The following is a 15,622-nucleotide window of genomic DNA, read 5'->3' as shown; positions in this document are numbered from 1 at the left end:
TTATGAAGTGTTTTATAATTGGTATATTGTTCATTTGTGTCATAGGATATTCATGCAAAAAAGGAAATTCTTCGGAAATTACCGTTCCAGAGGTGACGAATCTAAGTGGTGAAGAACTTTCTAAAATTCATTGTGGTAGTTGTCATATGTTTCCTGAGCCTAAATCTTTGCCCAAAGCTATTTGGCTCAATGGTGTATTACCCAAAATGGCTCTGAGATTGGGACAAGGAGATTATATGTTGGAAATGATGAACTACTCCAACGACGAAATGATGGCCATTATGAATTCGGGAGTTTATCCTGATCATCCCGTGATGACGAAAGAGGATTGGGAAAAAATTGTTAAATATTATGGTGATAATGCTCCAGATTCTTTAAATAAGGCTGAAATACGCAAAACCAAAGAGCTTTTGGGGTTTGCTCTGAAAGAGCAAAAAATAGAGGCAAAAGAGATAGTTTTGACCCAGTTTGATTCCACAAAAAAGGAGCTTTCGATAGGAACCTCAATAAAAAGTAGTCTTTATTCTTTGAAACAGAATGGAGAACTATCGGATTCAATGCGTACCAAAAGCCCAGTTGTAGACTTGAAATTCCACAAAAATCTTGGTAAAGTTTGGTTAGAGGTGGGTATTCTCAATCCATCCGATTTGTCTGAGGGTAGGCTAATGGCCGACAATAAAGTTTTAATTGACAAGTTACACCGACCAGTAAATTTGGTTTTGGCCGACCTAAACGGCGATAACTATGAAGATTTTATCATCGCTAATTTTGGGAATCTTTTCGGAAATTTAGCTTGGTATGATGGTAAAACATTTAAAGAAAACGTTTTAATAAATGAACCTGGAGCTAGGGTAGTTTATCATGTGGATTTTGACAGGGACGGTAAAAAAGATATTTTGGCACTGATGACCCAAGGCAGAGAAGCCATAGTTTTATTGAAAAACACGGGAAACGGCGAGTATGAGATGAAGCCTCTTCTGAGTTTTCCGCCTTATTTCGGCTCTAGTTATTTCGAAGCCAAAGATTTGGACTTTGATGGTGATATGGATTTTGTCTATACAAATGGTGACAATGCCGATTTGAGCATCGTCAAGAAACCTTTTCATGGCGTTCGTATTTATCTTAACGATGGAAAAGCAGGCTTTGTGGAAAAGTATTTTTATCCAATAAACGGTGCCTCCAAAGTAATAGCCGAAGATTTCGACAATGATAAAGACTTTGATTTGGCCGTTATTTCCTTTTTTCCGGAGTTTGCAAGAAGCGAGGGCTTTTTGTATTTTGAAGGAATGGGTAACCTGAATTTTGAGGTGAATTCAAAAAAGAAAGTTTCCGGCCATAAATGGCTAACCATGGACGCTGGAGATTTTGACAATGATGGCGATAAGGATATTGTTTTAGGTGCCTTTAACCGAGAACTCCGAAAGAAAGCTGGTGTCAGTTCTGTAGTAATATTAGAAAATTTGTTAAAGAAATAATTTCATCATAAACCCTATAAATAAATGAAAATCAAACTATTGTCTCTGTTTCTCTTTGGTTTTTTTGGTGCATTTGCTCAGTCAAAACTCACCGTAGACAAAATCATGCAAGACCCAAAATGGATCGGTACTTCACCTTCGAACATTTCATGGTCTGAGGAGAACAAAAATATTTACTTCAACTGGAATCCTGATAAGAACTTAGGCGATTCGCTTTATTCGTATAACCTGCAAAGTAAGAAAATCGAAAAGCTATCTTCAAAACAACGAGAGAGCCTTTCTCTGACTGGTGCGTACTCAAATGATCGTGCCAAAAAGGTGTTTGTAAAAGAAGGGGATTTATTTGTCCATTTTTTACACACAAATCTTATCAAAAGATTAACACAAACCGTTGATATAGAGTCATCAGCAGAGTTCTCGCTGGACGACGAAACTGTGGTTTACAGAAGAGGTCAAAACTTTTATTCTCAAAACATTAACGATGGATTTGTAAAACAATTGACTGATTTTCAGGCTGGCTCAAAAGCATCAGAAAAGAAAAAGACAGAAGAGGAAGCTTGGTTAGAAAAAGATCAGTTGGAATTGTTCGATGTTCTGGAAGAAAGAAAAAATAAGGAGACTCAGGCCAAGAAAAATAATCCACCTAAAAAAGGCCTTCGAAAAATATACCTTGATGACAAAAGATTGGGTGGTTTGCAAATAAGCCCAAATCTTAATATGGTGGTTTATAGTGTGATAGAAACACCTAAAACGCAAAAAAATACCATTGTACCTAATTATGTGAACGCATCGGGTTACACCGAAGATATTCCTGCAAGAAACAAAGTGGGTTCTCCACAAATGACCTCTGAGTCTTATTTATTCAATGCTCTTGCAGATACCGTTTTTAAGATTTCTTCAAAAGGTTTACCTGGCATAGATAAATTTCCAGAATATTTTAAGGATTATCCTAAAATAGACAGTGCAACAAAGGCTAAAGGAAGGGCGATTCAGTTTTCCAATTTTATTTGGTCGCCAATGGGTACTGTTTTGATAGCTGAGGCACGAACTGTCGATCACAAAGATCGCTGGATAGTAAAAGTTGATCTTGCAAATGGAAAAGTTCAAAACCTTGATCACCAAAGAGATGAAGCTTGGATTGGCGGACCCGGGATATCGAATTTTGCCAGTACTTTGGGTTTTTTGGATGAAAATACCATTTATTTCCAATCTGAAGAAACAGGATATGCTCATCTTTATAGATATGATTTGAATACAAAAACCAAAATGGCTCTTACTTCTGGTAAATTTGAAGTACAAAGAGTGGCTTTGTCTTCTGATAAAAAAACGTTTTTTATCACCACCAATCAGGTTCATCCCGGCGAACAGCATTTTTATCATTTGGCAGTTGATGGTTCAAAACTTAACAAAATAACTGAAATGACTGGGGCACATGAGGTTACGATTTCGCCTGATGAGAAGCTCTTGGCCGTCAGATATTCCTATTCAAATAAGCCATGGGAGCTGTATTTGCAGAAAAATGAAGCCGGAGCTGTCGCTGAAAAAATCACCAATTCACTCACCACTGATTTTCAGGCGTACCCATGGAGAGATCCTCAAGTCATTACTTTTAAAGCTTCCGATGGCCAGGAAATCTACGGCAGAATTTATGAGCCAACAGCCAAAGGCAAAAAGGCAGGAACAAAACCCGCAGTAATATTTGTACATGGAGCTGGATACCTACAAAATGCCCACAAATGGTGGAGTAGCTATTTTAGAGAGTACATGTTTCATAACCTTTTGACGGATTTGGGCTACACTGTATTGGATATAGACTACAGATCATCAGCAGGTTATGGGCGTGATGTGCGGACTGGAATTTACAGACACATGGGCGGCAAAGATTTGTCAGACCACGTGGATGCAGCTCAATATTTAGTGAAAAACCATGGAGTGGATGCTAAGAAAATCGGGATTTATGGTGGTTCATATGGTGGTTTTATAACTCTTATGGGATTATTTGCGGCACCCGATGTGTTCAAAGCCGGTGCGGCACTTCGACCAGTGACAGACTGGGCGGCCTACAATCATGGCTATACCTCAAATATCCTAAACACGCCTCAGACCGATAGTATAGCTTATCGTAAAAGCTCACCCATTTATTTTGCAAATGGTCTCAAAAACAACCTTCTAATCTGTCATGGAGTGGTAGATGTGAATGTTCATTATCAAGATGTTGTGCGTTTGAGTCAGCGTTTGATAGAACTCAAAAAAGAAAACTGGGAGTTGGCATCCTATCCGGTTGAGGATCACGGCTTTGTGGAGCCAAGTTCGTGGACAGACGAGTATAAAAGGATACTGAAACTTTTCGAGGAGAAATTGAGATAAATCCTTTTTTATTTTCAATTCAAATGCTAATTTGTTGAAAAATACTTGACCGAAAATTATGTCAAAATTTGTTTTACAACTCGACTGGGAAGGTTTTGAAAAAGATAAATACGTACACACTGTTTTAGAAGATAATTTATTGCCCGACTACTTTGTTAAATGTAGATGGTTCGCTGGTAAAGCTCGAAAGAACTGGAGATTGAAAGTTACCAAAGTAGTCAGAATGACCGATGCAGAGAAGCAGTTTTTCTTCAGTATTATTACCGTTAAATACCCTGAGGGAGACACAGAGACTTATATGTTTCCACTTTCTTTTGTAGAGAAAGGCAGTGTTGAACTTCCAGAAAAGGCAATTATCAGCCCGGCAACTTTGGAGGACAAAGAGGGTTATTTGGTGGAGGCTGTTTTTGATACGTCTTTTAGACAGGCCATTTTTCATAATGTGGTGGCCAGCAAGGGTACATTGCAGATAGACAACGACCTCCTTAAGTTTGAAAAAGGCAAAGGCTTGGAAGATGAGTCGGCTTCTGAAAGTGTAATTCCTGACATAGACTCCAGTAATACCGCTTTTGTTTTTGGTGGGAAATATTTCTTCAAACTTTACCGCAAGCTCTTCAGTGAAACCAATCCAGAGGTGGAAATGGTGCAGTTTATCACTCAAAACTCCGATTTTAAAAATATTCCGAGATTTTGTGGGAGTGTAACTTTGGAACGAAAACTTGAAAGTGACATCACTTTTGGGCTATTGGTAGAAGTTATATCCAACGAAAAAGATAACTGGTCCAAAACGGGCGACTATCTCAACGAGTTCATGTTTGCTTTTGTTGACGGTAATTTCCAAGTTAAGGAAAATGTATTTGAGAAAGTGGCTCTTTTGGGAGTAAGAACGGCAGAAATGCACGATGCACTTTTTAGCATTCATGGCGACGAAGGCTTTAGGGCTGATAATTTTGACCGACCTTATCGTAGATTTATCCATCAGAAAGTCGAAGATTTGCTTGAGCATCGGTACAATCTTCTGACAGACAATTATTTGTCACTCGACGAAGCCTCGCAAATATTGGCTTGGAAATTTATGGAGGCCAAAGATTTAATCTTGGATTTTGTGGATCAAATTCTCACCCGCCCCATTGAATCGTTCCGAACCAGAATTCATGGAGATTATCACCTCGGTCAGGTGCTGGTTTGTGAGGAAGACTTGGTAATTATTGATTTTGAAGGAGAACCAGAAAGTAGCATTGCAAGTAGAAAAGTGAAGCATTCACCCTTAAAAGATGTGGCAGGAATGATTCGGTCTTACCATTATGCGGTTTCTGCCAAATTGTTCAACAGTCCTGAAACCAAGGAACTGGACGAGAAAGTACTCCAACGAGCTACCGACAGGTGGTATAAACTCATGAGAGATACCTATTTGGAAGAATATCTTGGATATTTTGGGCCGCTTCATCCGCTTTTGAAAAACAACAATGAGATCAACTATTTGTTGCAATTTCATTTGCTCGAAAAAGCTGTTTATGAGTTAGGTTATGAGTTAAATTACCGTCCAGGTTGGGTAAAAATCCCTTTAAAAGGTATATTAGATGTGATTTTGGAAATTGAAAAATTGAAAAGATGATTATATACAAACTCTACCTTTTTCTTTTTGCTCTGAAAACAGCCACTTGCTCGTGCAACTACGAGGTAAAGAATGCTTTTTTTGTCAAAAGCAAACCTAAAATAGAGAAAACAGGTAAGTTTCCAGTCTGTATTGGTGAAAATTCGGGACTTAGCAAAGCTTGGCAGGATGGATACTATTGGACGCATAACGACTCTGGTGGTAGCCCAGAGCTGTACATGGTCAATGCCGAGGGTTTGATGTTTGACACTTTGGATGTACCAAATTCGGTAAACATTGATTGGGAAGACTTAGCAAAAGATACAAAGGGCAATATCTACATCGGAGACTTTGGTAATAATTCAAACCGCAGGAACGATTTAACTATTTATAAAAGAGGCTATTACGGTGTAGAGCAGATAAAATTTAGATATGCTGATCAAACACCAGCTGATTCTCTAAACAGAGTTTTTGATTGTGAGGCATTTTTCTGGAAAAACGACTCATTGTATCTTTTTACAAAAAGCTGGAACAAAGGCAAGAAGCTTACAAAACTCTATGTTTTACCCGATAAACCAGGTGAATATTCGGTAATGCCCAAAGACCAAGTGTACTTTAAAGCCCAAGTGACTGGTGCAGATATAAGCCCAGATGGCACCAAATATGCCCTCATAACTTATGGTAAACTAATGATTTACGGCATAGAGAATGGTCAGGTAAATTTTAAAAAGCCTTTGAAATGCGTGAAGATTGGTAAAAACCAAACTGAAGCGGTCGTATTTGAAAACAACTCCAAAATTGTATTTACCAACGAACAACGCAAAATATATTCCATAGAAATTTAACACTGGCTTAACATACCTCAGCTTCGGTTAGCCTACTTTTGTACCAGAATTTTAACGTTCATTTAACAAATAATAAATATGGCTAAAAAAGTACTTGTCATTGACGATGATGCAGACATACTTGAGCTATTGATTTATAATCTAGAAAAAGAAGGTTATGAGGTAAAATCTGCTGCAAATGGCCTGGAAGGTATTGAAACCGCCAAGCAATTTATGCCAGATTTGATATTGATGGATATCATGATGCCCATCATGGACGGAATAGAAGCAGGAAAAATCATCAAAAACACTGAAAAACTAAAACACATACACTTACTATACCTAACCGCACGTGCCGAAGAATACTCAGAAGTGGCGGCTTTTGAAGTTGGAGCTGACGATTACCTCACCAAACCCATAAAACCGCGGGCTTTGTTGAGTAGAATTAATGCTTTTTTTAGGAAAGAAACCCAAAAAAGCACTGATGAAGGTGTTTTGAGTATTGCCGGTTTAATCATCAACAAGGAAACCTACTCCGTAACAAAAGAAGACGGTTCGGTGGTAGTTTTACCTAAAAAAGAATTCGAAATTCTTCATTATTTGGCTACAGTACCAAACAAAGTTCAGTCACGCGAAAGCTTACTTCAGAAAATTTGGGGTTCAGATATTTTTGTGGTAGAGCGTACCATAGATGTGCACATTCGTAAAGTAAGGGAGAAAATTGGCGACCAATACATAGGCACGCTCAAAGGCGTTGGCTATATGTTTAAGACAGATAAATAGCAGAATATTTGCTTTCTAGCCCATAAAACCGCAATTTCGTTGTGCTAAAGATTTCGTATGTTTTTATCGCCTAGGTGGATTTCTCTTTTTACTTCTTTGCTTGTTTCTAGTATCACTACTGGTTTCCTTAGTTTTGTGCCGGAGGTTAACTTGGCCATGCTGTTCATAGCAGCCATTGGTAGTTTCTTTTCTACTTTCTTTTTTACTTTTTATATCATTGATTTGCTGGTGTTTAAGGAGGTGAATCAGATATATGCCAGTATACAAAAACTCAAAATCAGGGACTTTGATATATCTAGAAAAACGCTGCTAAAAAGTGTAAACCCACTTAAAAAACTCAATAGAGAAATTTCTAACTATGTTAGCAAAAAGCAAGAGGAGATAGATGAACTAAAACGCATGGAGATATTCCGTAGGGAGTTTTTGGCTGATGTTTCGCACGAACTTAAAACCCCGATTTTTGCAGCCCAAGGTTTTGTGCATACGCTCATTGATGGTGCTTTGGAAGATCCTGTTATAGCAGAAAGGTTCCTAAAAAAAGCCGCCAAAAGCTTAGATGGTTTAGATATTTTGGTGAGAGATTTAGTGGTGCTTTCTCAAGTGGAAACGGGTGACATCAAAATGATATTTGGGGCGTTTGATATTTTGGAGTTAGTGAAGGAAATATTTGAACAACTTGAAAATAAGGCCAATAAACGAAACACGACCTTGGTTTATAAACCCAAAGACCTCCGAGCGTGTTGGGTTTATGGCGACAAGCAACGGTTGTCTCAAGTGCTGATAAACCTCATAGACAACGCCATAAAATATGGCCGAGACAACGGTAAAGTGGTGGTTGAACTCAACACTGAAAACAAAAAAGTAGAGATTGTCATTGAGGACAACGGACCTGGAATTCCTCAGGAACAATTGCCCAGGATTTTCGAGCGATTCTATAAAGTTGATAAAAGTAGAACACGCGAAGTGGGCGGAACGGGCTTAGGCTTGGCCATTGTAAAACATATCCTAAACGCCCATGATTCTACCATAAACGTGACCTCTAAAATAGACAAAGGGACAAGATTTACCTTCCATTTGGCCAAACCACCCAAGGAAATTGCGTAGCTTTGTACCGAAATAATAAACGGTAGGATGGATTTAAGCAGGTTTAAAAAAGCACCCAAGAATTTAGATTTTAAGGAATTAGTGATTTTTGAAAATGATAACTATATGGTTATCAACAAACCACCATTTGTTCCTTCGCTTGATGAACGTACTGCTGACCGATCTATTAGTATCCTTAAACTGGCACGTGAAACTTATGGAGATGTGCAACTCTGCCACAGACTCGACAAAGAAACATCAGGTGCCTTAGTAATTGCCAAAAATCCTGAAGCTTATCGTAACTTGGCCATGCAGTTTGAGCATCGCGAAGTACAGAAAGAATACCATGCGGTCGTAAATGGTTTGCACGATTTTGACTCTATTTCAGTCTTTTTGCCGATAGCACCCTTGAAAGATGGCACAGCTGTGAGGATAGACAAGGCAAAGGGCAAAATGGCTGAAACGATATTTTTTACCATCAGAAAATACACCAGACATACCTTGGTGAAATGTATCCCGATTACAGGACGTATGCACCAAATACGTGTGCATTTGCAATGCCTCAAAGCCCCGATTGTTTGTGACCCGACTTATGGCGGCGAAATGGTATTTCTGTCAGACATCAAAAGAAAGTTTAACCTCAAAAACGACACCGAGGAATTACCATTGATGAAAAGAGTGGCCCTACACGCCCACACCATCAAATTCCGCGATCTCGACGGTCAAGTTATCGAAGCAACTGCCCCTTACCCTAATGATTTCGAAGTTTTGGTAAATCAGCTGGAGAAGTTTGCAAGGTGAGGTTATCGAATCGTTCCCAAAAACACCCTCACAAATCCGTTTATGACATACTAGCTCTTTCTGCTTAATTGCTTGATTGGTAATGAGTAAATTGTAAAAACTCAATATCGATGGCTATCACTCTGTTTGAGCCTTGAATGAAATATGAACTTTTATTCTTTGTAAGGAATTGAGAAATTGTTAGAATTTTCGTCTTTCCAAAATTGACTAAATCAAGTAAGTCTTTATCTCCAGTAAGTAAATAATCGGCTTTACCATCAGCTAATAAGGAGAGCAAAAAGTTACCTTTCGGGTCTCTACAAAGCTCAATTTTAGATTTAACTTTGACAAAATCTGCATATTCGTCTATAGTCTCAAGTATTTCCTCAATATCATTTGCAGCAAAAAATCTTCTAAATTAGGCCTGCGTGCCACTTCCAAAAATTCATCAAGCAATTCTTTGCTAAAAACTAGCGAAACTTTTTCGGTAAAAATGATTTCGTCCAGTTTTGAATAATCTTTTGATATCAAGAAGCTGACCCAGAGATTAGTGTCAATAATGATTCTAGTTGGATTTTTCTGCATAACGTTTGCTTCTAACCAACTCCACTTCTTTAGTTATCTCTTCCAATGATGGTGCCTCTTTGGCCTTTGAACGAAGCTTTTTTAGAACATCTGCAAATCCTTTTTTTGATGAATCTTGAATGGAAATCAGGTTCATGTCCTCCAAGTCTCTTAAAAGTTTGGCAGCTTTTGGATTTATTATGTCAATTCGCATGGTGTTCATACAGAATACTGAAATAAGTGAACATATAATTTAGATTGTAAATGTAGGTTTATTTTATTTCTGAAACAATGAACTCAACTTCAAAAAAAACATAACTCCATAATTCACAACCTGTTTATTTCCAAAACACTTACCCCTCTCCAAAAACACTCTGCCAAATTACATTATAAACATCTGTGGCCGCTATCTCTTTTTGATTAATGGCTTGATTAGTTATAAGTACGGGATAGTATTCTTTGCCAATGTCCAAGGTGCCGTGTGAGCCTTTAATGAGTGTGGCGTCCAATGGAATTACATCCATGCGGTATCTAAATCCGAGGAGTTTTCTGGCTAGTTTATAGGCTGCCCGTAATTTTATGAAAGGATTTGCAGGGTTCATGAACATCTCCACAGGGTCGTAGCCGGGTTTGTTATGTATGTCTACGCTTCGTGCAAAGTCGGGTGCAAGTTTGTCGTCGTTCCAGTAATAATAAGTAAACCAGCTGTCGGCTTTGGCCATTAGTACAAAATCTCCTGCTCTTTTATGGTTGATGTGGTGTTGCTGTTTTTCGGCTTCGTCCATTACCAAGGCTACACCTTCTATTTTCTCCAAAATACTTTTTACACGGGCCTTTTCTTTTGGGTCATTGACATAAATATGGGCAATTTGGTGGTCAGCTACCGCAAAGGCTTTTGAGGCTCCGGCATCCAAGAGTTCGAGCCCAGCCTCTACTCTGATGGCCACTAAGCTATTTTCTCTTAAAATTCTGTTGATATGAACGGGCCGAGAAACGTTGTTTATGCCATATTCTGAAAGCAAAATAATGTTGGCATTTTTTTGCTCATAATAAGTGACCAGTTCTTCCGCCAGAGCATCTATTTCGTTTAATTCTTTGGCTATTTTAGAGAAATCCGTGCCGAATTTCTGCAAGCAATAGTCCAAATGCGGCAAATATATTAGCGTTAGTGTCGGGTCGTTTTCTCGGTCAACTTCCATAGAAGCATTCGCAATCCACTTGGAGCATTCAATATTGGCACCTGGTCCCCAAAATTTAAACAAAGGAAAGGTCCCAAACTTCTTTTGGAGTTTATCTCTTAAATCTGAGGGGTAAGAGTAACAATCAGGCATTTTCACCCCATCGGAATGATATTGTGGACGTGGTGTTACTGAAAAATCGGCCGAGGAGTACATGTTATACCACCAAAACATTTTTGAACTTGTAAATTCAGGATTTTTTCGTTTGGCGGCTTCCCAGATTTTTTCGGCATACACCAGTTTGTTCGATTGTTTCCAGAATTTTATTTCTGAGGCCTCGTGGTCATACCATCCATTGCCCACTATTCCGTGTTCGGCTGGCGTTTTTCCGGTCACGTAGCAACTCTGTGCGGTAGTAGTAACGGCAGGAAATGCGGGTTTTATGTGGGTAAGATTATTTTTGGCAATATACTTTTGCAAAAAAGGCGTATGCTTACCTATCACGCTCGTACTCAATCCCACTATATCGATTACAACTGTTTTTTGCATTTCTTTCTATATTTTACCAAAATATACCCTTGTTTAATCAATCATTGAATCATTCAAAATAATAATCATTCATTCTTTAATTCATTCAACCATTAAGAAGACCCTTTACCCAGTTGATTTCTCGTATAATGGATTCATTAAGAGGTGCTTGGAACTCTGATGGCAAAACTCCCCAAGTGTAAGTCTCGATTTCAAGATGATGAGTAAATAGTTTGTTTTTATGCACTTTGATAGTTTCTACAATATCTGACTGAGTCGAGCCCAGCAAACCATAATTCTCCAGAAACAAAGGAACATGAAAATGTACTCTCCATTCACTGATATTTTCATGAAAACTAGCGATGGCTTCGGTTAAATCTGGGAATTTTTGGAAACTTCCATCTTTTTGCTGAGCCACCACCTGGTGCAAATAAGTGGGCTCATTGTATTGGGCTATTGTTTTTAGTTTTTCTTCTGCATTTTCAGAAAAATCTACTTTTACAGCTGAACTTATTTGAATTTTGCCTACTTTAAGTCCTTCATTATTAAGTTTATCGATAACGTCTTGTGGGTTTTCAAAGCCAACTGCAAAATGGCAAACATCATAGCAAAGTGTTATATGCTTTTTTATGAGTATGGTGGCCTCTTCAGTCGAATATCCTTTGCCAGCAAGGTGTTGGACGCCCATTGGAAGCAAATACCCCTTGTACCAATTTATGAATTCCTCGGAATTTTCTAAAATACCATCAGGCTCTGGTTCAATGTCTAAATGTAGCGTTTTATCAGTTTTCTCAAAAATATCGATTAAAGCATCAACGACCAATAAAATGTTTTTGGTGGCCGCTTTGGTGGCCTTTTCTAAACTTTCGGGCGTATTCCACCAAAAACGATAGGAGAGAGGAGATGTTGAAATTCCGCCTTCATCTAGATTTTCGGGAAGGAGTTTAGCCAGTAATTCAAACATTCTGATAGTGTAATCTGCCCGATCTTTGGTGGTCCAGTCAGGAGCATGAACTTGGTCTTTCACCACTACATTATGAAAATTTCCGTACGGAAATCCATTCATCGTAAAAACGTAGACATCGTTAGCTTCTAACCAATTTTTGAAATCCTCAAAGTTCTCATTTTCAGATAAATCTATACTCGCTTGATTGGCTAATCTAAGTCCGAGTCCCATGGGTTCCGTTGGACTGACGGCTGCTTTTATTTCAGGAATACTGGTTTTAAGTACCGAAAAATGCTCTTTCCAGTCTTCTCCCGGATGTATATTGCTGCAATAGCTAAGTTGGCCAAATGCTGTTTTCATATTTGATTTTACCGCTAGGTCGCTAAGACGCTAAGGTTTTAATTGTTTCTATTATACGTTCAATTTTTCGAGCTCATCAACGGCTTGTTTCATGGCTTCAAAATCTACTTCGTGTATTTCTTTTCCTTTACCCAATTTTTCCAAAATTGTTATGGTCAATTCGCCTCCCAAATGCTCTCTGAATTCATTTAATCCTTCCCAAAGATTCAATTTGTCGTTTTCCCCAAGTGCTGGATGGTACAGAATAAAACCCAGTTTTTTGAGCAAAATAAGAATTCTATCTGCCTCTTCTTGGGTAATTAGACCTAGTATTTTAGAATAAACAGAGTCCAAGGCTATGCCGATAGCCACAGCTTCGCCATGCCGGATTTCGAAATTGGTCAAGTACTCCAATTTATGGGCTGCCCAATGACCAAAATCCAATGGTCTGGCTGAACCTAATTCAAACGGATCACCGCTTGAAATGTGATTGGTATGCAGTGCGGCTGAGCGGAAAATCTGCTCGCCCATAACTTCCTTGTTTCTATCAGCCATGGCTTGGGCATTATCTTCAAGCCATTCAAAAAATGATAAGTCTTTGATTAAGGCCACTTTAACGGCTTCAGAAATTCCAGATCGCCAGTCTCTGTCCGATAAGCTTTTTAAGAAATTTGAATCGTTGAACACGGCCACTGGCGGAGCAAATGTGCCCAGGAAGTTCTTTTTACCAAGAAAATTGACACCGTTTTTAACACCCACGCCAGAGTCATTTTGAGAAAGAACAGTAGTAGGAATTCTAATGTGCTTTACTCCGCGGTGGGCAATACAAGAGGCATAACCTACCATGTCCAAAAAAGCTCCCCCACCGATGGCAGCTACAAACGAATGCCGATCTATGCCATGTTCATTGATGGCCAAAAGTGCTTTTTCAAGATATTGAGGGTCATTTTTAACCAACTCACCACCAGGCATCACCAGTATTTCATCAACTAAAGAAATGTTATTGACTTCTTGAAAATACCCACGGATGTTGTCTTGCAGATAGGAATGATTTTCTGCGACACCTGCGTCTATTAAAAATAATATTTTTTTATGGAAACTGCGGTTCCCAAAGTTTTCAAGAAAGTTTTTAAATTCTTGATTATCAGTAGAAAAAAGGTTCTCAGTAAAAATAATATCAAAACTGAACGGAACCTCAAAGGCCTGTTTTATAGACTTCATTTATGGTTGAATAAAATTTTTATCACCTGACTAAACTTCTTTTTGAATGCACAATTTTAGTTTTATTAAATAAACTGAAACAAACACAAAATAATAAACTCCTTATATTTGATTCGTCGCCTTTCCGGCGGGGACCTGCTTTTTTTCGAAAAAAAGTAGGCAAAAAAACATTCATCAAATAAAATCCTCTCTGAAAATTTGATTTAATTTTTGAGTGTTTAATGAACTTAACTCTACATCAAATTTTCAGAACGGACTATTTGATGATTTTAAGGAGCCATTAGTTCATTATATTTAGAATATTTAATTTCTTTTATTTAAGATCCTACGTAACAGCAAAAACTTTTGCTAGTTTTATCGATATCGGTAGTAAAATTAGTACAAAAAGTGCAATAACAAAATTGCCTGAAACACTCACCCAGGCCGCGTCCATCACGATTAGAGCCAATACTCCAGCCTTAACAGCCTTGCTAATATTTGGTCCAATCGGGTTCGAAATAGCTTTAAGTAATGACTTGAAAATCAAATAAATATGAATTGCAACAAAAGCTAAGGTTATCAAGAGGTTATCGAGTTTGTAAGCAATAGTTAATTGTGAAATACTAACCATTATGTATAATAAACCAGCAAAATATAGGGTGTTTTTGTTGCCACCATGCACTTCACCTCTGCTTATGATTGTGATGGCTGCTATGTAACAGACTGGTAAAATTCCCAACCACCACCATTCGGAAACCGTATTGGCAACTATAGACATCCCTAAAATCAGATTTCCACCACGACAAAGACCCATATTAATCGGTCCCAAAAACGAATGATGTTTTCCGTATTTGTCATAAACAAGGGCTGAGATTGCGATCAATGTTGCGATGATTCCACTTAAACTACCATTCGAAAAAGCGGAAATAATTGCTATTAACAAAAGCACAGTTCCGAAAATATAGGCATTTCTTAAGCTTATCCTTCCACTGGGAATTGCTCTTTCAGGCCGCTCGATTTTATCTAATTCTAAATCAAAAATATCATTAAAAACTATTCCGCCACCGTACAGACCAATAGTAGAAATACATAAAAGTATTACCCCAAACGGATTTATTTCGGTTAATGGAGTCGCAAAACTCGCTATTGCTACTCCTGCCAAAATATCGGCAATAGCTGTGATGATATTGGCGGGGCGACAGAGTTGAAGATATGCTTTTATGTTCAAAATATACTTAGCTAATAAAAATAGAATTTTTGTCCACTCTCGGAATCTGTCCGCCTCTTAAAACGGTATTTCCATTGAATTTTAGACTTTGATCGATTACTTGTGGTGTCTCGAAGTCCGCCACATTTATTTGTCCACTTTGAGCAAAGGCATCAATGGCGTTTTGGTAGCAAACCATTTTTATAGCTTCATCTGAAATTCCCCTGATTTTCATCAAGGCGGCTGTTTTTGGCACTGCCAATGGATCGCTTATACCCCAGTCTGCAGCAGAATTTATCATGATTCGTTCTGGCCCATACTTTTTTACGAGTTCTACCATGCGTTCATTACCCATTTTAGTGAAAGGGTAAATGGTAAATGCCGCCCAAAATCCTTTGTCCAGAACACTCTCCACGGTTTCTTCATTGTTATGGTCGATGATTACCATTCCTGGGTCAATGGCGTGCTCCAAGGCAATGGACATGCTCAATTCTGTTCCTTTCTTTTTGTCTCTATGCGGCGTGTGTACTTGCACAGGTAAGCCAGCCTCTTTTGACATTTCTAACTGCTGACGGTAATATTTTTCCTCTGCAGCGGTTTGGTCGTCAAAGCCAATTTCTCCAACGCCTACCACACCTTCTTTGTATAAAAATAAAGGCAAGATTTCCATAACTTCCTCAGCAAGAGCTTCGTTGTTGGCTTCTCTTGAGTTCAATCCTATGGTGCAATAATGCTTGATGCCAAATTGTGACGA

At 38.4% G+C, this 15,622-nt stretch carries 13 protein-coding genes and 1 pseudogene; 7 read left to right on the top strand and 7 right to left on the bottom strand.

Annotation, left to right across the window (positions count from 1 at the left end; all coding sequences use genetic code 11):
- Window positions 1–2 precede the first annotated feature (2 nt).
- The 7 genes from EGI31_RS08570 to EGI31_RS08540 all read left to right on the top strand — a co-directional run bounded on the left by EGI31_RS08570 (window position 3) and on the right by EGI31_RS08540 (window position 8,927).
- On the top strand, window positions 3–1,475 hold the full coding sequence (locus EGI31_RS08570) for an FG-GAP repeat domain-containing protein (protein ID WP_255036808.1): 1,473 nt from the start codon (window positions 3–5) through the stop codon (window positions 1,473–1,475).
- 24 nt (window positions 1,476–1,499) lie between these two features.
- Window positions 1,500–3,842, top strand: a complete 2,343-nt coding sequence (locus EGI31_RS08565; protein WP_255036807.1) for a S9 family peptidase — start codon at window positions 1,500–1,502, stop codon at window positions 3,840–3,842.
- A gap of 58 nt (window positions 3,843–3,900) precedes the next feature.
- A complete protein-coding gene (locus EGI31_RS08560) occupies window positions 3,901–5,457 on the top strand; it encodes a putative maltokinase (protein WP_255036805.1) in 1,557 nt (518 codons plus the stop codon).
- Entirely contained in the window at window positions 5,454–6,281 is an 828-nt protein-coding gene (locus tag EGI31_RS08555; RefSeq protein WP_255036802.1) for a hypothetical protein, read from the top strand. The genes EGI31_RS08560 and EGI31_RS08555 overlap by 4 nt, the downstream gene beginning before the upstream one ends.
- A 78-nt stretch (window positions 6,282–6,359) precedes the next feature.
- A complete protein-coding gene (locus tag EGI31_RS08550; protein ID WP_255036801.1) occupies window positions 6,360–7,043 on the top strand; it encodes a response regulator transcription factor in 684 nt (227 codons plus the stop codon).
- A gap of 57 nt (window positions 7,044–7,100) precedes the next feature.
- Complete coding sequence (locus EGI31_RS08545) at window positions 7,101–8,147, top strand: sensor histidine kinase (RefSeq protein ID WP_255036800.1); 1,047 nt, start codon at window positions 7,101–7,103, stop codon at window positions 8,145–8,147.
- Between the two features lie 27 nt (window positions 8,148–8,174).
- Window positions 8,175–8,927 (top strand): RluA family pseudouridine synthase, encoded by a 753-nt coding sequence (locus tag EGI31_RS08540; protein ID WP_255036799.1) that lies wholly within the window; start codon window positions 8,175–8,177, stop codon window positions 8,925–8,927.
- 64 nt (window positions 8,928–8,991) lie between these two features.
- Here the strand turns inward: EGI31_RS08540 and EGI31_RS08535 are convergent.
- The 7 genes and pseudogenes from EGI31_RS08535 to EGI31_RS08505 form a co-directional block, all read right to left on the bottom strand.
- A pseudogene (locus EGI31_RS08535) lies at window positions 8,992–9,491 on the bottom strand (putative toxin-antitoxin system toxin component, PIN family).
- Entirely contained in the window at window positions 9,472–9,684 is a 213-nt protein-coding gene (locus tag EGI31_RS08530; RefSeq protein WP_255036798.1) for a hypothetical protein, read from the bottom strand. Before EGI31_RS08530 ends, EGI31_RS08535 begins: the two are co-directional and overlap by 20 nt.
- Before the next feature lie 139 nt (window positions 9,685–9,823).
- Window positions 9,824–11,197 (bottom strand): alkaline phosphatase family protein, encoded by a 1,374-nt coding sequence (locus EGI31_RS08525; protein ID WP_255036797.1) that lies wholly within the window; start codon window positions 11,195–11,197, stop codon window positions 9,824–9,826.
- An 85-nt stretch (window positions 11,198–11,282) separates the two neighbouring features.
- Window positions 11,283–12,482, bottom strand: a complete 1,200-nt coding sequence (gene eboE / locus EGI31_RS08520) for a metabolite traffic protein EboE (protein ID WP_255036796.1) — start codon at window positions 12,480–12,482, stop codon at window positions 11,283–11,285.
- Between the two features lie 51 nt (window positions 12,483–12,533).
- Window positions 12,534–13,682, bottom strand: coding sequence for a 3-dehydroquinate synthase (locus EGI31_RS08515; RefSeq protein ID WP_255036795.1), 1,149 nt, complete (start codon window positions 13,680–13,682; stop codon window positions 12,534–12,536).
- Window positions 13,683–14,007: 325 nt separating this feature from the next.
- Window positions 14,008–14,889 carry a UbiA-like protein EboC gene (gene eboC, locus EGI31_RS08510; RefSeq protein ID WP_255036794.1) on the bottom strand — a complete coding sequence of 294 codons (882 nt, stop codon included), beginning with the start codon at window positions 14,887–14,889 and terminating at the stop codon, window positions 14,008–14,010.
- A 7-nt stretch (window positions 14,890–14,896) separates the two neighbouring features.
- On the bottom strand, window positions 14,897–15,622 hold a 726-nt coding region (locus EGI31_RS08505; protein WP_255036793.1), incomplete at its 5' end, for a TatD family hydrolase.

The organism is Lacihabitans soyangensis, from assembly GCF_024343775.1.
In the GTDB taxonomy this organism is placed as follows: domain Bacteria; phylum Bacteroidota; class Bacteroidia; order Cytophagales; family Spirosomataceae; genus Leadbetterella; species Leadbetterella soyangensis.
This window is presented reverse-complemented; position numbering and strand designations above follow the sequence as displayed.